The following is a 23,007-nucleotide window of genomic DNA, read 5'->3' on the forward strand; positions in this document are numbered from 1 at the left end:
GCGAAGGTCAAAACCGGCATCACTGTCCCCGAGTTCGGGGTAAGTTAATGGCATGAGCCGTATACGTGGCCCGTATGTACGGTTCTGTGAGAGGGATGAGGCGGTAACGCCTCACCCTACTCGATATTTATGGCAGGGATTTGGGAATGGGGATTAGGGACTGGCGGTTTTAGTCCCGAGTCCCCAATCCCCAGTCCCGGTGACTTTGATATAATGCCCCGCTCAAGCGAGGGGAGTGAATAATGAGTTTTGACGAGCGTTTCGGGGGCATTGCCCGCCTCTATGGTGCCCGGGCCCTGGCCCGGTTTGCGGAGGCCCGTGTGTGCGTAATCGGCATTGGCGGCGTGGGCAGCTGGGCGGCGGAAGCCCTGGCGCGCTCCGGCATTGGGGCCATTACCCTGATCGACATGGACGATATCTGCATTACCAATACCAACCGGCAGATCCATGCCCTGCAAAACCAGATTGGCGCGGAAAAGACCCGGGCCATGGCCGAACGCATTGCGCTTATCAACCCGGACTGCCGAGTCACGGTAGTGGACGATTTTATCAGTGCCGACAACCTCACCGAGCATCTGCTGGCAGGCTTTGATTACGTGGTGGATGCCATCGACTCGGTGCGGGCCAAGGCGGCGCTGATCGCCTTTTGCAAGCGCAACAAGATCTCGGTGATCACCGCCGGCGGTGCCGGTGGCCAGATTGATCCTTCCCAGATCCAGTTAAAGGATCTCAGCAAGACCATTCAGGATCCTTTGGCGGCCAAGGTGCGCGGTGAGCTGCGCCGCTTCTACAACTTCAGCAAGAATCCCAAGCGCAAGTTTGGCGTGGACTGTGTGTTTTCCACCGAGCAGCCCCGTTATCCGGACGGCGAGGGCGGCATCTGCAGCGCCAAGCAGGAATCGGACGGCACCATGAAAATGGACTGTGCCTCCGGCTTTGGTGCTGTTACTCATATCACCGCTACCTTTGGCTTCTTTATGGTCAGCCGGGTGCTTTCCCGGCTTGCTACTCAGGCTGACAGCCAGAAGTAACCGAGAGAGCATCGCCCCGCGAAGCATCAGTGCGGTTGCACTCCGCCGACACGCTTCAAGCCCATCCCTGGGTCGCTCGGCAAATGCCATCCATGGCATTTGACGGTCGGCTACGGCAATCCCCACTGCTGCTTCGGGTAGCATCGGAGTTGCACGGTACAGCGAACAACAAGCGCGTTGCGGCTGGCTCAGGTTTTGGCGTTGGCTTTGATAGCCGAAACTACGGCCCGCAGGCCGTTACCCCGGGACGGGCTCAGGTGGTTGAGCAGCTGTAACTCCTCAAAATAAGCGTCGATATTAAAGGCGGTGATGTCGGCGGCGGTCTTGTTGCTGAGCGCCGCCAGCACCACCGCCATCAGCCCCTTGACGATGCGGGCGTCGGAGTCGCAGTGAAACTGCCAGCGGCCATCCTGGCCGCATTCGCCTATCAGCCATGCCTGGCTTTCACAGCCGTGAATGGCGTTGGCATCCACTCTGTGTTCGTCTGCCAGAGGCGGGAGCTGTTTAGCCAGTAAAATCAATTGCTTGTAGCGGGCTTCCCAGCCCTGGGCGGCGGCGAACTGGTCGCGAATTTCGGTGTCGGTGATCTCGGTGCCAAAAGGGTGGGTCATTACAGCAGCTCCCGGGCCTTGTCGATGCCGGCCAGCAGGGCGGCGACATCGTCGTCGGTGTTGTAAAAGGCGAGGGAGGCGCGCACCGTGCCATTTTTCAGCCCCAATGCCTGCATCAGCGGCATGGCACAGTGGTGGCCGGTACGCACCGCAATGCCCTGCATATCGAGCAGGGTGGCCAGATCCTGGGGGTGAACGCTGTTCATCACGAACGACACGGCGCCGGCTTGGGGCCGGCCGATCACGCGAATATCGGCCATGGCGCTTAGCCCGTCCACCAGCTGGCGCAGCAGGATGTCTTCGTAGCGCATCAGGGCGGCCCTGTCCTGCGCGGCCAGGTAATCCACCGCCGCGCCCAGGGCGATGGCGCCGGCGATATTGGGGGTGCCCGCCTCGAATTTGAACGGCGGTGCGGCAAAGGTGGTGTGTGTAAAACTCACGGTCTCGATCATCTCGCCGCCGGTCTGCCAGGGCGGCATCTTCTCCAGCCATTCGCTTTTGCCATAGAGCACGCCGATGCCGGTGGGGGCGAACATCTTGTGGCCGGAAAAGGCATAAAAGTCACAGTCCAGTGCCTGCATATCCACCGGAAAATGTCCCACAGCCTGAGCGCCGTCAATCATGGTCACCGCACCCACGGTTTTCGCCATGGCAATCAACTCGGCTACCGGATTGACCTGCCCCAGCGCATTGGACACATGGCCCACGGCCAGCAGTTTGGTGCGCTTATTTATCAGCCGTTCGGCGGCGGCCAGATCCAGCCCGGCGCTGTCGGTGAGGGGAATTACCTTCAGCACGGCGCCGGTGGCCGCCGCCGCCTGCTGCCAGGGCACGATATTGGCGTGATGTTCCAGGGTGCTGAGCAGGATCTCGTCCCCGGGTTGGAGGAAGTGCCGGCCGAGGCTGAAGGCCACCAGGTTGATGGCCTCGGTGGTGCCCCGGGTCCAGATGATTTCCCGGGCCGAGGGGGCGTGGATAAAGCGCGCCACCTTTTCCCGCGCCTGCTCGAAGGCCCGGGTGGCCTGGCCGCTCAGGGCGTGGGAGGCCCGGTGCACGTTGGCGTTGGTATCCCGGTAGTAATGGTTGAGCGCATCCAGCACCAGCTGCGGTTTCTGGGTGGTGGCGGCGTTGTCCAGGTACACCAGGGGGTGGCCGTTGACGATTTGGGCCAGGGTGGGAAAGTCGCGTCTGAGTGCCTTGATGTCGGTCGCCATGATATTGCCGGGAAAAGGAAAAACTGAGCGGATCATGAGCCAAAGCCGGGCCCATGACAAGGCGGCTTCACCCGAAGGCGGTCTGCCGTTAAAATGACCGGCCGTTCAACGCCCCAGGAGCCCCGATGAAACTCAACCCCGCCCAGGATGAAGCCGTTCGCTACATTGCCGGACCCTGCCTGGTGCTGGCCGGCGCCGGCTCCGGCAAGACCCGGGTGATCACCAATAAGATCGCCTACCTGGTGCGCCAGTGCGACTACAAGGCACGCCATATTGCCGCCGTGACCTTTACCAATAAGGCGGCGCGGGAAATGAAGGAGCGGGTGGCGCAGACCCTGGGCAAGCACGAGGCCCGGGGGCTGATGGTGTCCACCTTCCACACCCTGGGGCTAGAGATCATTCGCCGTGAGCACAAGACCCTGGGGCTGAAATCCGGTTTCTCCCTGTTTGACGATCAGGATCAACTGGCGCTGATCAAGGAATTGACCGAGAAGGAGCTGGAAGGCGACAAGGACAAAATTTCCCGGCTACTGTCCACCATCTCCAACTGGAAGAACGATCTGGTGCTGCCACCCCGCGCCGCCCGGCTGGCCACGGATCCCGAAACCGTACTGTTTGCCCAATGCTACGAGCGCTATCAGCGGCAGATGAAGGCCTACAACGCCCTGGATTTTGACGATCTGATCCTGATGCCCACCCTGCTGCTCAAGACCAACGCCGAGGTGCGCGCTTACTGGCAGAACAAGATCCGCTACCTGCTGGTGGACGAATACCAGGACACCAACACCAGCCAGTACGAGCTAGTGAAGCTCATCGCCGGCGAGCGCGCCCGCTTTACCGTGGTGGGCGATGATGACCAGTCCATCTATTCCTGGCGCGGCGCCCGGCCCCAGAACCTGGTGCTGCTGAAGGAAGACTACCCCAGCCTGAAAGTCATCAAGCTGCAGCAGAACTACCGCTCCCGGGGGCGCATTCTGCAGTGCGCCAACATTCTGATTGCCAACAACCCCCATGTGTTCGAGAAACAGCTGTTCTCGGAGATGGACTACGAAGCGCCGGTGCGGGTGCTGTTCGCCAAAAGCGAAGAGCATGAGGCGGAGCGGGTGGTGGCCGAGATCATGGGCCACAAGTTCATGAACGCCAGCAAGTTCGGCGACTACGCCATCCTCTACCGGGGCAATCATCAGTCCCGGCTGCTGGAAAAGGCGCTGATGACCAACCGCATTCCCTACAAGATCAGCGGCGGCACCTCCTTTTTCTCCCGCACCGAGATCAAGGACATCATGGCCTACCTGCGGCTGTTGGTGAACCCGGATGACGACAACGCCTTTCTGCGGGTGGTGAACACGCCCCGGCGGGAAATCGGGCCCACCACCCTGGAAAAGCTGGGCACCTATGCCAACAACCGGGGCAAAAGCCTGTTTGCCGCCAGCTTTGAGCTGGGGCTGGAGCAAACGCTCAGCGGCCGGGGGCTGGTGGCGGTGCGGGCCTTTAGCGACTGGCTGGTGCGGCTGGGGGATGAAGCCGCCCGGGGCAACGCGGTGGAAGCGGTGCGCGACATGATCAAGGACATTCACTACGAGGAATGGCTGTATGAAACCTCACCCAGCCCGCGGGCGGCGGAGATGCGCATGCAGAACGTGTCCACCCTGTTCAAGTGGGTCAGCCAGATGCTGGAAGGCTCGGATCTGGAAGAGGCCATGACCCTGCCGCAAGTGGTGACCCGCCTGACCCTGCGGGACATGATGGAGCGGGGCGAAGAGGAAGACGACGGTGAACAGGTACAGCTGATGACCCTGCACGCCTCCAAGGGCCTGGAGTTTCCCTTTGTGTTTATGGTGGGCATGGAAGAAGGCCTGCTGCCCCACCAGAGCAGCATCGACGAAGACAACATCGAGGAAGAGCGGCGACTGGCCTACGTGGGCATTACCCGGGCCCAGCAGGCACTGACCTTTACCCTGTGCCGGGAGCGGCGGCAATACGGTGAAACCATTCGTCCCGAGCCCAGCCGCTTCCTGCTCGAGCTGCCCCAGCAGGATCTGGACTGGGAGCACAACCGCAAACCGCCGAGTGAAGGGGAGCGCATGCAAAAGGGCCAGGCCGGGGTGGCCAGCCTGAGGGCCATGTTCGACAAAAAATAGCGGTCAGCGGTAAGTAACACCACAGATGTTTTCGGGGAGCGAATCTTGGGTGGGGGCTCGGGTTTTGCTTGCCGGCCCTTTGCCAGCAGATAAGTGATTGCTGACCACTCGGGCTGCTATCGCTTATCGCTTACAGCTGCCGTCAAAGCAATAAAAAGCCGCATCGCTGCGGCTTTTTTATGGTTACAACGGCCGGGCTCAAAGGGCTTCGAGCATATAGTCGACGGCGTTGGCGATCTCTTCGTCGGAGCAGTTGCCACAGGCGCCGCGGGGCGGCATGGCATTGAAGCCGTTGATGGCATGGCTCAGCAGGGTGTCGCGGCCCTGGTCGGCACGGGGACCCCAGGCGGCGGCGTCACCCTTGATCGGCGCGCCGGCGGCACCGGTGGCGTGGCAGGCGGAGCAGGCGGCATTGTAGACGTCTTCACCGCTGCGTGGCGCTGCGGGTTCGCCGCTGTTGCCGGCCGCGGCGGTATCGACGATACCCTCAAGGTCGGCGGCGGTGTAAACGCTGCCGACCGGCTTGGTGCGCTCGGCAATGGCTTCAGGCGACATATCATTGGCGGCGTAGGCCATACCACTCAGCGAAGCAGCGGCAACACCGGCAAGCAACAGGTTTCTTAACAGGCTCACCTTTTTATTCTCCCAGTTGGCTTATTTGTTTTCCGTTAAACCCGCCGAGTATACCCCAAGTATTCAGGTCATTAAACGTTCCCGCACGGCGGTGGGGCGTCCGGTGGCGGATATTTTGCCGGCGATGCAAGCGGAACCTTTATGTTATTATGACGATTGTCTTGATATAAAAATGGCTGCGAGCAATCAGGGAGCCCCAACAACAATGAACGACAACCACACGCAACCCATTGGCACCGACGGCAGCGGGGTCATGGATCAAATCGATCGTATCGTCACCCTCTGGCGCCGGGCTCGTCCTGATCTGGCGTTCGAGAGTACGGAAGTGGTCGGCCGGGTGGTACGGCTGGAATACTTCATCACCCGCCGGGTCTTGCAGGACCTGGCCCGCTACGACCTCAATGTGGGCGAATTCGATGTACTGGCGGCGCTGCGCCGTCATCCCCCCTATTTCCAGCTTTCACCCAACCAGCTGCAGGCCATGGTACTGATTTCCTCCGGCGCCCTGACCAACCGCATCAACCGGCTCGAAAGCCGGGGGCTGGTCAGCCGGGCCCAGGCCGATCACGACCGGCGCGGCGTTATCGTCACCCTGACCGACGAGGGCTTCCGGGTGGTGGAGGAAGCGGTGAATCACCACCTCGCCGCCGAGGCCGAGCTGGCATCGGCCCTGTCGGCGGACGAGCAGCGCCAATTCGCCGGCCTGTTGAAAAAAATGCTGCTGGCAGTCGAAGACTGAGGCCTGCCTCACTTTTCTGCAACGTGAGCAAGGATGTCGCGGCCCCGGCGTCGCCATTTCCCGGTTTCCTGCTGATACTTAATCCAGGGCCGGGCTTGAAACGGTGATGCCGCCTCCCGCTGGCAGGCCGGGCCCAAATCGCTACCAGGCATAGGCTCTGCAGCCGCCGGCTGCTCAAGGAGGTTTTACCCATGAAGTTATATTACAAGCCGGGCGCCTGTTCGCTGGCCCCGCACATAGTGCTGTCCTGGCTGGGGCTGCCCTATGAGCTGGAACTGGCCGATACCCGGGATCCGGAATTCCTGAAAATCAATTACATGGCGGCGGTCCCGGTGCTGATGACCGAGGAGATGGGCGCTCTCTATCAGAACAGCGCCATACTGCGCTACCTGTCCCGCCTGCCCGAGGGCGAACATCTGGGGCCGGGCACGGATCCGGTGCTGCAGTATCAGTGCGACTACTGGCTGAGTTTCCTCAACACCGATGCTTATAGCGCCTTTGTTCCCTATTTTGCGCCGCAGAAATACACCTCGGATCGCAGCTTTGCCGCCCACGATGCCATCAAGGCCGCCGTGCCCGAGCGGGTCGCCCGTTTCCTGCAACGGATGGACAACCACCTGGCCAGCCGCACCTGGTACATGGACGAGCACAAGAGCATAGTGGACGCCTGCGCCTTTCCGCTCGAATACTGGGCGACCCTGGTGCTGCCCGAGGGGCTGGCGCCCTATCCCCATCTGGCCCGCCATTTCCAGGACATGAAGGAAGATCCCGGCGTGGGCAAGGCTCTCGACGAGGAAGGCCTGCACCTTTAGCGAGTGACAATCAGCGCCGTACCGATCACGGTAGCCAGGGCACCGAGCCAGGCACCCGTGGCGGGACGGCGTTTCATCAACAGCCACAGCAGGGGCAGCACCAGCACCGGGCTGACCGAACTCAGCATCGCCACCATGCCCACTTCTCCGTAACGCAATGCGAGTAAAATCAACGTCATGCCTACCCCCATCGCCAAAAAGGCGTTGAGCGCCACCATGCCGAACACCGGCCAGTTGATGGCGCGCAGCGGCCTGGCCACCGCCAGGCCGCACCAGAGCAGGGCCAGGTGGGCAAGAAAGGCGCTGCTCATGCGCACCGCCGAGGCAGAGACCGGATCGATGTCGCCCATCATCACCGGTTTGACCATGAGCGTGGCCACCGACTGGCACAGGGCCGACAGCAGCCCCAGGCCGATGCCCGGCCAGGGACTGCCGTTGTCCTGCTCCCAGGCGTGGGTTTCGTTGCCGCGCCTGCCGAAGAAAATGGCGGTCATGACCCCGCCCACCAGCAGCAGGCAACCGAGCAGGGCCTGGCCACTGATAATTTCCCCGAACACCAGATAACCGAGCAGGGCCGAAAACAGGGCATGGGTGGCGAACAGGACGCCGGCCCGGCGTGGTCCCAGCCGGTTCATGGCCGCAAACAGCGCGGTATCGCCGATAAAAATGCCAATCAACCCGGAAATCGCCATGACGCCTACACTGTGGGGGCTCAGGCTGGCCCAGCCGCCGCCGACCAGGGCCACCGACCACAGCATCAGGCTGACGCAGAACATCCGCCAGCGGGAAAAGGCGAAGGCACCCAGATGGCGGGCGGCATTGGCCGACAGCAGGCTGGCCACCGCCCAGCAGGCGGCCGCCGCCAGGGCGAGATAGTCGTAGGAAAAAGGCATTTTGGTGCAAAATATGGGAAGAAAGGTCCAGTCTAGCAAGTTTTGCGGGGCCGCCAAGGGTATTTGCGTACGGCCTCCTGAGCGGGTTTAATAGCGGCTCAGCCGTTACCACAACCAACGCAAGGGCCGCCATGCGCATTCTGCACACCTCCGACTGGCACCTGGGCCAGCATTTCATGGGGAAAACCCGCCAGCACGAGCACGCTGCCTTTCTGGACTGGCTGGTGGCGCAGGCCGAGGTACTTCGGGCCGATGCCATCATCCTGGCCGGCGATGTCTTCGACACCGGCACGCCGCCGAGCTATGCGCGCGAGCTTTATAACCGGTTTATTGTGGAATTGCAGCGAACCGGTTGTCATCTGGTGGTGCTGGGCGGCAATCATGACTCCGTGGCCATGCTCAACGAGTCCCGCGAACTGCTCGGCTGCCTGAATGTGTCGGTGATTCCCGGGGTGCAGGACGATCCGCAACGGCAACTGCTGACCCTGCACCGGCGAAACGGCGAGCCCGGCGCCCTGCTGTGTGCCGTGCCCTTTATCCGCCCCCGGGAAGTGCTCGAAAGCCGGGCCGGACAAAGCGGTGACGATAAGCGCCAGGCCCTGCAACAGGCGATTGCCGACCACTACCGGACCCTGTTCGAGCTGGCCGAAGAACAGCGCGGGCAACGGGACGCCGTTGTGCCCATTATTGCCACCGGCCACCTCGCCACGGTCGGAGCCGGCAGCAGCGACTCGGTGCGGGAGATCTACATCGGCACCCTGGAGGCGTTTCCCGCCAGCGCCTTTCCGCCCGCCGATTATATCGCCCTGGGGCATATCCACCGGCCCCAGAAAGTGGCCGGGCTGGAGCACATTCGCTACTGTGGCTCGCCCATTCCCCTTAGTTTTGATGAAGTTGGCCAGCAAAAGACGGTGCTGTTGGCGGAGTTTGCCGGGGGGGCGCTGCAAGGGGTAACGCCGCTGCCGGTGCCCTGTTTCCAGCCGCTGGCGCGGGTCAGCGGCAGCTTGGAGGAACTTGGGGCCAACATGGAGGAGGTTGCTGCCAACGGCAGTGAAAAGCGACCTGTCTGGCTGGAGGTGACGGTACTGGATGACGACTATCTGAGCGATCTGCAGCCCAGGGTACAGGCCCTGGCCGAAGGGCTGGCGGTGGAAATCCTGCTGGTGCGTCGTGGGCGGCGGGAGCAGGCCACGAGCCTGGCGGCCGAGCAGCGCGAAACCCTGAGCGAGCTGACGCCGGAGCAGGTGTTTGCGCGGCGGCTGGGACTGGAGGCGCTGGCGGAGGCGGATCTGGCCGCGCTGAACGGATTGCACGACCAGGTGCTGGCGGATCTGAGGGAACAGGCATGAAAATCCTGACCCTCAGGCTGAAAAACCTCAACTCCCTGCAGGGCGAGTGGAAAATCGACTTCACTCAGTCGCCCTTTGCCGACAACGGCCTGTTTGCCATCACCGGGCCTACCGGCGCCGGCAAGACCACCCTGCTGGACGCCATCTGCCTGGCGCTCTATCACCAGACGCCGCGGATGAAAATCGTATCGGCGGGCAGTAACGAGCTGATGACCCGCCATACTGCCGACTGTCTGGCGGAGGTGGAATTCGAGGTCGGGGGCGAGGGTTATCGCGCCTTCTGGAGCCAGCGCCGGGCCCGGGACAAGAGCGACGGCAAGCTGCAGGCGCCCCGGGTGGAGCTGGCGAAGCGGGACGGCGAGATCCTCACCGACAAAATCAACGACAAGTTGAAACTCACCGAGCAACTGACCGGGCTCGACTTTGGCCGCTTCACCAAGTCCATGCTGCTGGCCCAGGGCGGCTTTGCCGCCTTTTTGCATGCCGATGCCAATGAGCGGGCCGAACTGCTGGAAGAACTGACCGGCACCGACATCTACGCCCGTATTTCCCAGCGGGTGTTCGAGCAGACCCGGGAACACAGGGCCGCCCTGGCACAACTGGAGGCCAGGGTGCAGGGCGTGGCGTTATTGAACGAGGAAGAGCGCCGGGACATAGAACAGGAACGGGAGCGCGCGGGTGCCGACATGGTCGTCCGGCAGGAGGCCCTGGCGCAAGCCCGGGCCGAGCTGCAGCGCCGCCGCCAGTGGGAGCAGCATGAGCAGCGGCTTAGCCTCGCCCGGCGCGAGTATGAGCAGGCCAGGTCGGCGGTGAACGAGGTGGCGCCCGAGCAGCGCAAACTGGAACAAAGCGAGCCGGCCGCCCGGCTGTATCCGCAATGGCAACAATTGCAGCAGCACCGGCAACGGCTCGCCCACCTGCGCACCCAGCGGGAACAGCGCGAGGCGGGGCTGGCGCTGCTGACGGCAGACTACCACCGGCACAGTTGGCAGGGGGTATCGTGCAGCCGCCAGCACCAGCAGGCCCTGCGGGCCCGGGATGGTGAACTGGAACGGCAACAGCAAGGGCTGGCCGATGCCATGGCCGCCAACGCCGCCGGTGAACGGCTGGGCGAGCAACTGGCGGGCTGGCGCGCCAGTGTGACGCAGCTTGGGCGGCTGCAGCAGCAGGCGCAGGAGTTGCAGGGGCGGCAACAATGGCAGGGGCAGGAACAACGGCGGCTTGAGGGTGAACTGCAGGCGCTGGTGCGGCAACAGCAGGCCGCGGAGCAGGAAAAGCGGCAGGCCGAGCAGTATTGCCGGCAACAGCAGCAGGCGCTGGCGCAGGTGCTGGGCGATGACAGTGAGCCGGAACTGAAAGCCCGGGTGCAGCAGTTACGCCGGCAACAACCCCAATGGCTGGCGCTGCAGCAGGGGGCCGAGCGGCTGGGGGAGTTGCAGTGGGAATTGCAGCAGGAGCAACAAAAGCAGGCCCGGCTGGAGCCCGAATGGCAACAGGGTGAGCAGCAACTGGCGCAGGTGCGTGAGCGGTATCGCCTGCTCAAGGAACAGTTGCGGGACAAAACCCGGCTGCTGGAACAGGAAGCAATCATCCGCTCCCTGGAGCAGCACCGGGCACAGTTGCAGCCAGGCGAAGCCTGCCCCCTGTGCGGCAGCGAGTCCCATCCGGCTATTGACGATTATCGCCAGCTGGACGACAGCACCGCCAGTGCCCTGCAGCAAACTCAGGCCGAACTGGAGGCCACCGAGCAGCAGGGCCAGCAACTGAGCACGCGGCAGGCGGAGCGCAAGGCCACACTGGTACAAATCGGGCAGCGGCTGCAGAGCCTGGGCCAGGCCATTGGCCAGCAGACCGAGCTGCACAATACCATGGTGCAGCAACTGGCGCTGGCCCCGGAACAGTGGACGCAGCAACTGGAAGAACTCCGGCAACGGCTGGTGCGGCTGGAACAACAAAGCGAGCAGCTGGATGCCGCCAAGGCCGGGCTGAACCAGGCCGAGCAGGCGACCCGGGCGGCTGCCACTCGGGCCGGCGAACTGGCACACCGGCAGCAGCTGCTGGAGCAGCAGTGGCAAACCCTAGGTCATGGCCAGCAACAGCTGAATGATGATATGCAGGCGGTGGAACGGCAGCGGAGTGAACTGGAACAGCAACTGAACGCCAGCGTCGGACAACAGCCCGCACACTGGCAGGAGTGGCTGCAGCAGACCGAGCAGCACTGGCAACACTGGCAGCAGCAGCAACGGGAGATGCGCCGGCTGGAACAACAGCGCCAGCAACTGGCCGCCGTCCTGAACGAGGCGGCCAGCCAGGTCCGGCACTGGCAGCAGCACTGGCAGGCGCTGGGGCTGGCCGACGGCGAGCCGGTGACGGCGGCCGATCCTGCCGTGGCGATGCAGGAGGCGGAAACCCGGTTGCGGGCAACGAACGATGAGCGCCAGCGCCAGGCTGCCCTGCTGGAGCAGGAAGGCCGGCAACAGGCCGAACTGGAGCGGGAGCTGGACGATGCTCGGGCAAGCTGGCAACAGGCCCTGGCCGCCAGCCCTTTTGCCGACGAGGCCGCCTTTCTCGCCGCCCACCTGGAAGAAGACGAACGCCGGCGGCTACAGGTGCGGTTGCAGGCCCTGCACCAGGCGCAGGCGCTGGCCGCGGATCGGCTGGCCCAGGCCGAACAGGCCTGGCGGCAGTTGGGGGACAGCGCGCCCGCGGCCCTCGATGAACTGCAACAAGGAGAGCAGCAGCAACAGCAGGCCGTCAACCTGTTGCAGCAGCAGCTGGGCCGGCTGGACGAGCGGCTGGAGCACGATACGATGCAGCGGGCCCGGCAACAGGCGCTGCTGGATGAGATCGCCCAGGCGCGCTGCCGGTTGCAGCGCTGGGACCAGCTCAACAGCCTGATCGGCTCCGCCGATGGCGCCCGTTACCGCCGTTTCGCCCAGGGGCTGACCCTGGAGCACCTGGTGTACCTGGCCAACCGCCGGCTGGCCAGGCTGCACGGCCGCTACCGGCTGGCCCGCAACGGCAATGCCGAGCTGGAGCTGGCGGTGATCGACAGCTGGCAGGCGGACGTGGCCCGGGATACGCAAACCCTGTCCGGCGGCGAAAGTTTCCTGGTGAGCCTGGCGCTGGCGCTGGCGCTGTCGGATCTGGTGAGCAGCAAGACCCGCATCGACTCGCTGTTTCTCGACGAGGGCTTTGGCACCCTGGACGCCGAGACCCTGGAAGTGGCGCTGGATGCCCTGGATGCCCTCAACGCCAGCGGCAGGATGATCGGTATCATCAGCCATATAGAGGCGTTGAAGGAGCGGGTGCCGGTGCAGATAAAACTGAGCAAGGGGCAGGGACTCGGCCTCAGCCGGTTGGCACCGGAATTCGCCTTTCACGGCGAGGGGTGAGGGGACGGGACAAAGGCACAAAAAAGCCGGAGCAGGGCTCCGGCTTTTTGCTGGTGTGGTTTAATCAGGCGCCGGTGATCAGCGCCGGAATACCCGGCAGCATGCCCACGGTGGCCATGATGGCCAGCAGGATGGCGAAAGTGATGCCCGGAATGACCCAGCGGTCCATCAGGCGCAGCTTGCGGCCCCGTTCCTTATCGCCAATCAGCCCCAGGTTGTCGAGCAGCATGGTCATGGACCAGCCGAACACCGGGTTGACGAAGGCGGAGGCGAACACCACTATGCCGGCGGACTGGCTGCTGGTGGTGTTGCGGGTCATCTGCATGCCGGCTTCCAGCAGGGGCATGAAGACGCCGACGATCAGCGCCACCCGCAGTACCGGATCCCATACCGCCAGATCCATGGGATAGCCCCAGAGGGCGGCGATCACGCAGAACAGGCCGGTGAGCACGGCGCCGGCGGGAATGGGCCGCTTGGCGATGGCGGCAGGGATCATATAGGTGCCCCAGGAGGAGGCCAGGTTGCCGCCGCCGAGCACACTGCCCACCGCCTGGCGCACCGAGGCCACGGCCATGGTGTCGTCCACGTTCATCAGCACCTTGTTGGCTTTTTTCGGGTAGTTCAGCTCCTGGAACACCCGGTGGCCCATAAAGTCCGGCGACCACATGGCCACCGCCAGCACCGCAAAGGGCGCCACGCTGACAAAGTGGTGCAGCTCGGGCCAGCCCATCTGCCAGCCGGTGGTTTCGCCCCACCAGTAGGAGGGGCTCAGGTGGGGGATGCCCGGCTCGGTCACGAATTCGAAGGGCGCGCCCAGGGCGATGGCGATCAGGAAGGCCAGGCCGGAGCCGAGCGGGATCGACAGCCAGCGCATTTCCAGCCGGGCCAGTAGGGCGTACATGATGATGGTGGCGAGAATCACCGCAAAGGCGATATGGCCCATGTCCAGGCCGTTGGCCCAGGCGGTGAGCGCCTTGATCTGGCTGAGCAGGCCCATGGCACCGAGGTAAATCAGCAGGCCGCCGCGCACCCCGTCGCTGGTGAGCGCCATCAGCTTGCTGCCGCCCTTGCTGATGCTGAGCAGCAAACCAAGCAGGCCCACCATCAGCCCCAATGCCAGCGGGTGGCCGCCGGAGGCCACGATCAGCGGGATCAGCGGGATCATGGGGCCGTGGGTGCCGGCCAGGTTGGCATTGGGGTTGATCAGCCCCGAGAACAGGATCACGAACAGCAGTGCCGCGATCAGCATCTCGAAGCGGACGTTTTCCACCACAAAGTCGTTGCCCAGCCCAAGCGGGCCGGCAAAGGCGGCCACCACGGCGGCCACCATCACTATCTTGCCGATGGTCGCGGCCAGGGCCGGCACCAGATCTTCCAGTTCGAAGCTGTAGTCGCGAAACGGCAGGTTGATGCGCCAGCGGCGGGGCGACATGATGGACAACTCGTGCTCCAGGTAGGCGGTGCGGTTGTCGAACGAACGGCGCGGCTTGCGCAGGTCGCGGTAACGGGGGGTCTGAGCCTCTGACACTGTACTCTCCTTGATGATGCTCATCACTATGGTGTCATGTTGGCGCCCATGGTATGGCCTGTTACCGTTTTGTGCCATGCGACCTAAGTCTTAACAAAATGCCATCCTGTGAAATATTTTTTTAACACGGGGCGGTCTGGTGCAGGCCCTCAGCCGTCGGCGGGGACCGGGCTGCCCTGCACGATATGGATGAAATTCTGCAGGGCCGGGGAGTGGTTGTGGCGGTTCCAGGCGAAGTGGATCGACATGTCGCACTCCCGCAGCTCGGCCAGGTCGATAAAGTGCACCCCGGGCGGCGAGCTCCAGCGGCAGTCGCCGGGCACGATGGAAATACCCAGGCCGGCGGCGACCAGGCTGAGGATGGTGATGTTGTCGGCCCCCTGCTGCACCACCCTGGGCTCCAGGCCGAGCCGATCAAAGTGGGCGCTCAGCCGGTCGTAGTAGAGCGGGGAGCTGTGCCGGGGCCCCCAGACAAAGTCGAGGCCGTTCAAGGCCTTAACCCGCCCGGGCGGCGAGCTTGCCAGCGGCGAGCCGGCGGGCACCGCCAGCACCAGGTGATCCCGGTGGAAGCGATGGCTGTGCAGATAGTCCGGCGCCGGCTCCTCCAGGTAAAGGAAGCCCGCATCTATGGTGCCGTCCTTCAGCTTTTCTCCCTGGGGCCCCGAGAGCAGCGGATAGACTTCCAGCGCCACCTGGGGATAGTGGTCCCGAAACCGGGCCAGCAGCCGCCGGATATCCGGCACCCACAGGTGGGACACCGTCACTCCCAGAGTGACCTTGCCGGTCAGCCCCTGGCCCAGGGCGCGGATGCGCGCCACCACCTGATCCCGGTTTTCCAGCATCTTGCCGGCGTCTTCGTAGAGCGCCCGGCCGGCCACGGTCAGCGTCATGCCACGGGTATGGCGCTCGAACAGGGCGACCTGCAGTTTTTCTTCCAGGGCGTGGATCTGGCGGGTCAGGGCCGGCTGGGCGATATGCACCCGGCGGCTGGCCGCCGACAGGGAGCCTTCCTCCACCACGGCGACGAAATAGTGCAACTGGCGAAAATCCATCTCAACATTCCGGCGGTTTCACGCCGGTCTCCATACCTTAATGGCATTGCGGGTATAGATATTTACTATTTTTTATATTGCCGTAACAAGTCCTATCTTGATGTTTAACACTTGCCCTGTCGGCGAGTCGAGGAAAGCCACTGCGAAGGAGATGCTTGATGAATACCAACCGCTGGGTAGGGCTGCACTTCGTGCTCTGCACCCTGGCCATGATCTGGCCCGGGGCCCTGATCGCCAACCGGGTGGAGCCCATGATTCTGGGCCTGCCGTTCCTGTTCTTCTGGTACATCCTGTGGATGTTCCTGCTGTTCGCGGGCCTGCTGGCCGCCTTTATCAAGCAGTATGGAGGCAAACGTCATGTCTGAGTCCGTCATCGTGACCGGCATTACCCTGTCCTACCTGCTGCTGGTGCTGTGGGTGGGGGTGCGCGCCCGTGGCAAGGGCGCCGGCTCCAGCCTGGAGCAGTACGTGGCCGGTGGCCGCCACGTGGGGGTACTGATCCTGTTCTTTATCCTGGGGGCGGAAATCTTCTCCGCCTTCGCCTTTCTCGGCACCCCGGGCTGGGCCTACCAGCACGGTGCCCCCGCCCTCTACATCCTGGCCTACCTGAGTCTTATCCCCATCATCATCTGGGTGATGGGGCCGCGGGTGCGCGAGCTGGGCAAGGCCCACGGCTACCTGACCCAGGCCGACCTGATCGCCCATCACTATCGCAGCCCGGGCCTGGGCGCCTTCGCCGGCATCATCAGCGTGGTGGCGCTGATCCCCTACCTGGCCATCCAGATCGCCGGCGCCGGCCTGCTGTTCCAGGCGGCCACCGGCGGTCTGGTACCCTTCTGGCTGGGGGCACTGCTCGCCTTCCTGGTGGTGGCGGCCTATGTGTACTGCAGCGGCCTGGGCGGCATCGGCTGGACCAACCTGTTGCAGGGGGTGATGATGGTGGGTATCGCCTGGTTCCTCGGCTGGGCGGTGACCGACCGCCTGTTCGGCGGCGTGGGTCCCATGTTCGAGCAGATCCAGCTGCAGATGCCGGAATACCTGGTGATGCCGGGCGCCACCGGGGTCATGGGCTGGGGCGCCTTCAGCACCGCCATTCTGGTCAGCGCCTTCGGCGGCGCCATGTGGCCGCACCTGTTCATGAAGTTCTACACCGCCGAAAGCGACCGCACCCTGCGCCAGGTGGCTGTGTTCTACCCGCTGTTCGCCTACCTGCTGGTGCCCCTGCTGCTGATCGGCTTCGCCGGCATCCTGGTGTTCGCCGACCAGCCCCTGGCCCGGCCCGACGAGGTGCTGCTCAAGCTGGTGATGGAGGTGGCCGGCTTCTCGCCCTGGGTCACCGGCATCATGCTGTCCGGCGCCCTGGCGGCGGCCATGTCCACCGGCGCCAACCTGGCCCATACCGCTGCCACCATAGCGGTGCGTGACATCCTCTGTCTCTCGGTGATGCGCAAGGCGTCCGAACGGGCTGTGGTACGGGCCATCCAGCTGGGAGTGCTGGTGGTGTCGCTGCTCGGCTACCTGTTCGCGCTCTACAACCCGGCGTCGCTGGTGGCGGTGCTGCTGGGCGCCTTCGGCATCATAGTGCAGCTGATGCCCATGGTGGTCGGCGCCCTCTTCCTGCCCGCCCTCACCAAACAGGCGGTGATCGCCGGCACCCTGCTGGGCAGCGGCCTGACCCTGCTGTACCAGTTTTATCTGCCGTCACCGCTGCAGTTCCATCCCGGCTTCTGGGGCTTTTTGCTCAACCTGCTGGTGGTGGCCCTGTGGCAATGGCTGTTCAACAACAAGACCGACGCCGTGGCGTCCAAGGTATAAGGAAACCCCATGCAGATACATGAGCTGATCAAGGGCGCCCTGGCCCGCGTTTACGACGATATCGACCACCTCTACCAGGACCTGCACCGGCATCCTGAGCTGCCGTTCGAAGAGGTCGAGACCAGTCGCAAGCTGGCCGCCCGGCTGGACGCCATCGGCTATGAGGTGACCACCGGGCTTGGCAAGACCGGGGTGGTGGGCCTGCTGCAAAACGGCGAGGGGCCCTGCGTGATGCTGCGCGGCGACATGGACGCCCTGCCCATCCGCGAGCAGACCGGGCTCGATTACGCCAGCTGCCGCCACGGCGGGGAGGGCCCGGCGGTGATGCACGCCTGCGGCCACGACCTGCACGCCAGTTGCCTGACCGGCGCCGCCGCCGTGCTCCATGCCCTGCGCGAGCACTGGCGGGGCACCCTGATGGTGGTGCACCAGCCGGCGGAGGAGGTGTTCGGCGGCGCCCGGGCCATGCTCAGGGATGGCCTCTACGAACGCATCGCCCGGCCCGACGTCATCCTGGGCCAGCACAACATGCCGGCCCTGGCCGGCATGGTGGGCCACATCGCCGGCCGGGCCATGGCCGCGGCCACCACCCTGGGGGTAACCATCCACGGCAACGGCGGCCACGGCTCCATGCCGGCCCAGGCGGTGGATCCGGTGGTGATCGCCGCCCACGCGGTGGTGCGGCTGCAGACCATCGTCTCCCGGGAAGTGGAGCCCAGCGAGCAGGTGGTGGTGACGGTGGGCAAGCTGCAGGCGGGCACCCAGGGCAACATCATCCCCCACAGCGCCGAGCTGGAGATCAACGTGCGCTGCTTCAGCGACGCGCTGCTGCAGCAGGTGCTGGATGCTATCCGGCGCATCATCGACGCCGAGTGCCTGGCGGGGCGCTCGCCGAAGCCGGCGGAATACCGGGTGCTGAGCGAAACCATCACCCTAGACAACGACGCCGCCACCGTGGAACGGCTGCGCCGGGCCCACGGCGACTACTTCGGCGAGCCGCAGCTGTTCGAGATGGGGCGGCTCGGCGGCAGCGAGGATTTCCCCTACTTCGGCAACGCCGCCGCCGGCGGCTTCGAGGGCGGGGACATCCCCTACGCCTACTGGTTTATCGGCGCCGCCACCGCCGAGAGCTGGGCCGGCACCCGCGGCGAGCGGGTCTATGATCGCATGCGCCAGTTGCCCATGCCCCACTCGCCCTACTATGCGCCCGACCGCCAGCCGGCCCTGGAAACCGGCACCGCCGCCCTGGTCACCGGTGCCCTCGAGTTCCTGGCGGCCCGCTGAGCCGGACGGGAAAAACCGGATGAAGCGAGGCGGAGGCTGTGCCACTATCGGCATTCACGGCAACAACGAATGACCTTAGGGGCACGCCATGATCACCGTCCACCATCTGGAACATTCCCGCTCCCAGCGCATCCTCTGGCTGCTGGAGGAGCTGGGGCTCGACTACGACATCAAGCATTACCGGCGGGATCAAGATACCCAACTGGCGCCGGAGAGCCTGAAGCAGGTGCATCCGCTGGGCAAGGCGCCGGTGATCACCGACGGCGAGCTGACCCTGGCCGAGTCCGGCGCCATCGTCGACTACCTGGCCCGGACCTATGGCCGGGAAACCCTGCTGCCGGCGGTCGACTCCCCCGCCTGGTGGGACTATGTGTACTGGCTGCATTACGCCGAGGGCTCGCTGATGCCGCCGCTGCTGATGCGCCACGTGTTCGACAGGGTCAAGGCGGCGCCGGTGCCCTTTTTCGTCCGGCCCCTGGTCAACCGGATAGTAGCGGGAGTGGACCAGGCCTTTTTGCGGCAACAGATCAAGACCCATCTGGATTTTGTGGAAGACCATTTGTCCTGCCACGACTGGCTGGTGGACGGGCGCTTCGGCGCCGCCGACATCCAGCTGAGCTTTCCGCTGGAAGCGGCCCTGAGCCGGACCGGCATGGCCGACCGCTACCCCCGCCTGGCGCAGTACGTGGCCCGGTTGCAGGCCAGGCCGGCCTACCTGCGCGCGCTTGCGGCCGGCGGCCCCTACGCCTACGGGCCGCGACAGGGCGACTGATCCCGGAGCCGGCGGGCATGCCCGGCCTTGACCTCGCCGGCCATTTCCTTAGCCTTGTGGGACAACGGCCGGCCCGCGCCGGCCATCACCATTACCCTGGGAGTCGTCTATGCAGGCACACGTCATGAAGTGGCTCGAAGCCTACCAACTGGAATTTACCGATCTTATCTCATTGCTGCTGGTGCTGGGTTTTATCATCCTCACTTCGGTGGTGGTGCACCTGGTGCTGCACCGGCTGGTGCTGGGGGCGGTGGAACGGCTGGCCCGGCGTTCCCGCCACTGGTGGAAACAGGCGCTGTTCGACAGCAAGCTGTTCAACCGCCTGGCCTTTACCCTGCAGGGGGTCATCATCTATGTGCAGGCCGGGCTCTGGCTGAGCGGCGGCACCCTCACCCTGGCGGTGATCCAGACCATCACTCACCTGTGGATACTGCTGTTCGGCCTGCTGTCGCTGTTTTCCCTGCTCGATGCCCTGCTCGGTATCTCGGCCCAGTCCAGCGTTGCCCGCAACCTGCCCCTGCGCGGCCTGTTCCAGGGCATCAAGCTGGTGGCGGCGCTGTTTATCGGCATCCTCATGGTGTCGGTGCTGATCGGCAAGTCGCCGGTGATCCTGTTCAGCGGCCTGGGCGCCATGACGGCGGTCACCATGCTGGTGTTCAAGGATCCCATACTGGGGCTGGTGGCCGGCATCCAGCTGTCCGCCAACCAGATGCTGTCGGTGGGCGACTGGCTGGAAATGCCCAAGTACGGCGCCGACGGCGACGTTATCGACATCGGCCTGACCACGGTCAAGGTGCGCAACTGGGACAACACCATCACCACCATCCCCACCTATGCGCTGATTTCCGACTCCTTCAAGAACTGGCGCGGCATGAGCGAATCCGGCGGCCGGCGCATCAAGCGCAGCCTGCACCTGGATGCCAGCAGCGTGCACTTCCTGGATGAAAGCGAACTGAAACGGCTGCACAAAGCGCAATTGCTGGCGCCCTACCTGGACGACAAGGTGCAGGAGCTGGGCCGCCACAACAGCGAGCAACAGGCGGATCTGTCCTCCCTGGTCAACGGCCGCCGGCTGACCAACCTGGGCACCTTCCGCGCCTATCTCAACGCCTATTTGCGGGCCCACCCCCGCATCCACCAGCAGATGACGCTGATGGTGCGCCAGCTGGAGCCGGGCTCGAACGGCGTGCCCATGGAAATCTATGCCTTTACCAACACCACCAAGTGGGTGGAATACGAGGGCATCCAGGGCGACATTTTCGACCATATCTTCGCGGTGCTGCCCGAGTTCGGGCTGCGGGTACACCAGACCCCCACCGGTTACGACATGCGCGCCCTGGGCGAGGGGCAGGGCCGGATGACCGGCTACCGGGAAGCAGGCTGATCGCCGATGCGCAACCATGAAAAAGGCCGGGGTTCCGGCCTTTTTGCTTACTGGGGGCGGTTGGGATGGTTGGGGTAGCTGGCGGTGCCCAGCACGCTGCCATTCACTTCCTTGCCGTACTGGCTGTGGCCGCCGTGGAATTGCTCAACGGTTTCTTCCAGTGAACCCTGGTTGCGGGGATCCTGGGGCCGCTCATGGGTGTCGAGGTACATGGCCACGTCCCAGGCCTGTTGTTCGGTGAGCTTGCCGGGCTGGCCCAGGGGCATGTTCTGGTGAATAAAGTAGGCGGCGGTGTTCACCCGCTGCATGCCGGCGCCCCAGTTGTAGGTGTCCGGGCCCCACAGGGGCGGGAACACATAGCGATCGTTGACCTTCTGGCCCTCGCCGTTGGCGCCGTGGCAGACCGAGCACTCCTGCTCATAGACCTGTTTGCCGCGGGCGATGTCCGGCGCCTGGGCCGGTTCGTCGATCACCGGATAGCCCCGTCCCGGCAGGGCCGGCTCCTTGCTGCCGCCCGCTTCCAGGTAGGCCGGCATAAAGGGGAAATCGTCGCGCTTGCCGCCCTTGACCAGATCTTCATCGCTGGGAATGACCATGTCGGCCGGATCGAAGGCCTCGCCGGTCAGGGTGCCCTGGGCCAGCCAGTAGGCGTAGGCCGACAGATCCACCAGTGCCGGATCCAGGTGGCCGGGCGGGGTGCCGTTCATGGAGAACAGGAAACAGCCCTGGATTCGCTCTTCATAGGTGTTGATCTTGTTGTTCTTGGCCCGGAAGGCGGGGTAGCTCATATAAGCGGCCCACAGGGGGGCGGCGTTTTCCTTCTTGCCGGCGTCCATGTGGCAGTTCACGCAGTTCAGGCCGTTGCCTACAAACTCGGGGGCCAGCGCCTGGGTGTTGATGAAGTAGTTGTAACCGCGAATCACCTTTTCGCCAAACTCGCCCTCGGGCAGTTTGTCCCAGCCCGGAGCAGGCGGATAGTCACCGGCCACCTTGCCCACCGGCAGCTCTTCCTGAATGGCCAGTTTGGCGGTGTCCACCGCCTGGGCGGCGGTGGCACCGGCGAGCGACAGGCCCAGCATAATGGCAGAAATTCGGTTCATGTTACTGGCCTCCCAGGCTGGCGAAGTAGCTGGCGACGGCGGTAATTTCTTCCGCGGTCAGTTTTTTGGCCACCGGGGCCATCAGTCCATGGGGATCGGTGGCGCGGCTGCCGCTTTGCCAGGCCTTGAGCTGGCTCTCTATATAGTCGGCGTGTTGGCCGGCCAGGCGCGGGAATACCTCTCCTACACCCACGCCTTCGGGACCGTGGCAGGCCACGCAACTGGGAAGGTCCCGCTGCCAGTCGCCCTGGTAGGCGAGCTTTTCGCCCGGCGCCATCTGGTCGGGACCGGGCTTTTCACCCCGGAACGCCGGATCCTGTGGCAGGCTGACCGGCAGGCTGGCGAACCACTGGCTTACCGCCTCAACACCGGCGTCGTCCAGCATCATGGCCATGGGTTTCATGATGGCGTTGTCGCGCTCGCCGTTCTGGAAGTGGCGCAACTGCTCGGCCAGGTAGGATGCCGGCATGCCCGCCACCGAGGGAGCCAGGTTGGGCATGCCCAGCCCGCTGGCCTGATGACAGCTGATGCACACCGCCGCCTGGGGCGGCATTTCGGCGAGCGCGGGGACGGCGCTCAGGCCCAGCAAGGCTCCCCATAGTCTGGTTCTGTTCATATTGTTGTTGTCCTGGCTTGTGTTACCCAACTGTTATTTTAGAGCCGGGCGCCGGACGGAGGTATACGTAGTTCCCACATAAACGCCGTGGTTAAGACCGGGGTGCAGCGGGATCAGGCGGGGGGCTGCCGCTCCCGCCACAGCAGCCAGAGCCGGGTGTCCAGCTCCAGCTGGTGATAGTCGGGCTCCATATGGCAGCACAGCTGGTAGAAGGCCTTGTTGTGCTCCTTCTCTTTGAAGTGGGCCAGCTCGTGGACCACTATCATGCGCAGGAATTCCGGCGGCGCCTCCCTGAACAGGGCGGCGACGGTGATGCTGTTGTGGGCCTTGAGCCTGCTGCCCTGTACCCGCGACTGGTAGGTGTGCATGCCGAGCGCCTGTTTGAGCACCTTGAGCTTGCTGTCGTAGCGCACCTGGCTGAGCGGCGCCGTTTTTTTCAGGTAACGGCTTTTCAGCCCGCTGACATAGTCATAGAGCGCCTTGTCGTTCTGCACGCCATGGGACTGGGGATACTTTCGCTCCAGGTAAGTGCCCAGCCTGCCGCTGGCGAGCAGCTCGCGGGCCTGTTGCTGAAGGCTGTCCGGATAGCCGGCCAGATAATTGGGGGTCGTCAATGGGGTTCTCCGCCGGTGGTCATG

At 64.2% G+C, this 23,007-nt stretch carries 20 protein-coding genes; 11 read left to right on the top strand and 9 right to left on the bottom strand.

What is annotated here, in order from left to right; genetic code table 11:
- The first annotated feature begins 242 nt into the window (after positions 1–242).
- Positions 243–1,031 carry a tRNA cyclic N6-threonylcarbamoyladenosine(37) synthase TcdA gene (gene tcdA, locus C7I36_RS09245; protein WP_106453434.1) on the top strand — a complete coding sequence of 263 codons (789 nt, stop codon included), beginning with the start codon at positions 243–245 and terminating at the stop codon, positions 1,029–1,031.
- Between the two features lie 188 nt (positions 1,032–1,219).
- Here tcdA and csdE read toward each other — a convergent pair whose 3' ends face one another.
- The gene (gene csdE, locus C7I36_RS09250; RefSeq protein WP_106453435.1) at positions 1,220–1,642 is read right to left on the bottom strand and encodes a cysteine desulfurase sulfur acceptor subunit CsdE; all 423 of its coding nucleotides are present in this window, start codon (positions 1,640–1,642) and stop codon (positions 1,220–1,222) included.
- Entirely contained in the window at positions 1,642–2,856 is a 1,215-nt protein-coding gene (locus C7I36_RS09255; protein WP_106453548.1) for an aminotransferase class V-fold PLP-dependent enzyme, read from the bottom strand. Before C7I36_RS09255 ends, csdE begins: the two co-directional genes overlap by 1 nt.
- Before the next feature lie 125 nt (positions 2,857–2,981).
- Here C7I36_RS09255 and rep point away from each other — a divergent pair, with 125 nt between their 5' ends.
- Positions 2,982–4,997 (top strand): DNA helicase Rep, encoded by a 2,016-nt coding sequence (rep, locus tag C7I36_RS09260; protein ID WP_106453436.1) that lies wholly within the window; start codon positions 2,982–2,984, stop codon positions 4,995–4,997.
- Positions 4,998–5,195: 198 nt separating this feature from the next.
- On the opposite strand, the gene C7I36_RS09265 is transcribed toward rep, so the two are convergent.
- Positions 5,196–5,573 carry a c-type cytochrome gene (locus C7I36_RS09265; RefSeq protein WP_425445043.1) on the bottom strand — a complete coding sequence of 126 codons (378 nt, stop codon included), beginning with the start codon at positions 5,571–5,573 and terminating at the stop codon, positions 5,196–5,198.
- Positions 5,574–5,835: 262 nt separating this feature from the next.
- On the opposite strand from C7I36_RS09265, the gene C7I36_RS09270 reads away from it, so the two are divergent.
- Together C7I36_RS09270 and C7I36_RS09275 are read left to right on the top strand one after the other, a co-directional pair.
- Positions 5,836–6,369, top strand: coding sequence for a MarR family winged helix-turn-helix transcriptional regulator (locus tag C7I36_RS09270; RefSeq protein WP_219899630.1), 534 nt, complete (start codon positions 5,836–5,838; stop codon positions 6,367–6,369).
- Between the two features lie 191 nt (positions 6,370–6,560).
- Complete coding sequence (locus tag C7I36_RS09275) at positions 6,561–7,181, top strand: glutathione S-transferase family protein (RefSeq protein WP_106453438.1); 621 nt, start codon at positions 6,561–6,563, stop codon at positions 7,179–7,181.
- Here the strand turns inward: C7I36_RS09275 and C7I36_RS09280 are convergent.
- Entirely contained in the window at positions 7,178–8,074 is an 897-nt protein-coding gene (locus C7I36_RS09280; protein WP_106453550.1) for a DMT family transporter, read from the bottom strand. The two genes, C7I36_RS09275 and C7I36_RS09280, sit on opposite strands and share 4 nt — an antisense overlap.
- A 131-nt stretch (positions 8,075–8,205) precedes the next feature.
- Here C7I36_RS09280 and sbcD point away from each other — a divergent pair, with 131 nt between their 5' ends.
- On the top strand, positions 8,206–9,423 hold the full coding sequence (sbcD, locus tag C7I36_RS09285; RefSeq protein ID WP_106453439.1) for an exonuclease subunit SbcD: 1,218 nt from the start codon (positions 8,206–8,208) through the stop codon (positions 9,421–9,423).
- Positions 9,420–12,818, top strand: a complete 3,399-nt coding sequence (locus tag C7I36_RS09290; protein WP_106453440.1) for an AAA family ATPase — start codon at positions 9,420–9,422, stop codon at positions 12,816–12,818. The genes sbcD and C7I36_RS09290 overlap by 4 nt, the downstream gene beginning before the upstream one ends.
- 64 nt (positions 12,819–12,882) lie before the next feature.
- On the opposite strand, the gene C7I36_RS09295 is transcribed toward C7I36_RS09290, so the two are convergent.
- Positions 12,883–14,346: a DUF3360 family protein gene (locus C7I36_RS09295; protein ID WP_245880084.1), complete on the bottom strand. Its 1,464-nt coding sequence runs from the start codon at positions 14,344–14,346 to the stop codon at positions 12,883–12,885.
- A 149-nt stretch (positions 14,347–14,495) separates the two neighbouring features.
- On the bottom strand, positions 14,496–15,398 hold the full coding sequence (locus C7I36_RS09300) for a LysR family transcriptional regulator (protein WP_106453442.1): 903 nt from the start codon (positions 15,396–15,398) through the stop codon (positions 14,496–14,498).
- Positions 15,399–15,556: 158 nt separating this feature from the next.
- On the opposite strand from C7I36_RS09300, the gene C7I36_RS09305 reads away from it, so the two are divergent.
- The 5 genes from C7I36_RS09305 (at position 15,557) to C7I36_RS09325 (ending at position 20,653) form a co-directional block, all read left to right on the top strand.
- Positions 15,557–15,763: a hypothetical protein gene (locus C7I36_RS09305; RefSeq protein WP_106453443.1), complete on the top strand. Its 207-nt coding sequence runs from the start codon at positions 15,557–15,559 to the stop codon at positions 15,761–15,763.
- Positions 15,756–17,213 carry a sodium:solute symporter family protein gene (locus C7I36_RS09310; protein ID WP_106453444.1) on the top strand — a complete coding sequence of 486 codons (1,458 nt, stop codon included), beginning with the start codon at positions 15,756–15,758 and terminating at the stop codon, positions 17,211–17,213. Before C7I36_RS09305 ends, C7I36_RS09310 begins: the two co-directional genes overlap by 8 nt.
- Positions 17,214–17,222: 9 nt before the next feature.
- A complete protein-coding gene (locus tag C7I36_RS09315; protein WP_106453445.1) occupies positions 17,223–18,497 on the top strand; it encodes an amidohydrolase in 1,275 nt (424 codons plus the stop codon).
- An 88-nt stretch (positions 18,498–18,585) separates the two neighbouring features.
- Positions 18,586–19,269: a glutathione S-transferase gene (locus C7I36_RS09320; protein ID WP_106453446.1), complete on the top strand. Its 684-nt coding sequence runs from the start codon at positions 18,586–18,588 to the stop codon at positions 19,267–19,269.
- 109 nt (positions 19,270–19,378) lie between these two features.
- Positions 19,379–20,653 carry a mechanosensitive ion channel family protein gene (locus C7I36_RS09325; RefSeq protein WP_106453447.1) on the top strand — a complete coding sequence of 425 codons (1,275 nt, stop codon included), beginning with the start codon at positions 19,379–19,381 and terminating at the stop codon, positions 20,651–20,653.
- A gap of 47 nt (positions 20,654–20,700) precedes the next feature.
- Here C7I36_RS09325 and C7I36_RS09330 read toward each other — a convergent pair whose 3' ends face one another.
- The 3 genes from C7I36_RS09330 to C7I36_RS09340 form a co-directional block, all read right to left on the bottom strand.
- Positions 20,701–21,753, bottom strand: coding sequence for a c-type cytochrome (locus tag C7I36_RS09330; protein WP_106453448.1), 1,053 nt, complete (start codon positions 21,751–21,753; stop codon positions 20,701–20,703).
- 1 nt (position 21,754) lies between these two features.
- Entirely contained in the window at positions 21,755–22,369 is a 615-nt protein-coding gene (locus C7I36_RS09335) for a c-type cytochrome (protein WP_106453449.1), read from the bottom strand.
- A gap of 113 nt (positions 22,370–22,482) precedes the next feature.
- A complete protein-coding gene (locus tag C7I36_RS09340) occupies positions 22,483–22,983 on the bottom strand; it encodes a M48 metallopeptidase family protein (protein ID WP_106453450.1) in 501 nt (166 codons plus the stop codon).
- Positions 22,984–23,007: the final 24 nt, after the last annotated feature.

The sequence above is a fragment of the Zobellella taiwanensis genome (assembly GCF_003012795.1).
Lineage (GTDB): Bacteria > Pseudomonadota > Gammaproteobacteria > Enterobacterales > Aeromonadaceae > Oceanimonas > Oceanimonas taiwanensis.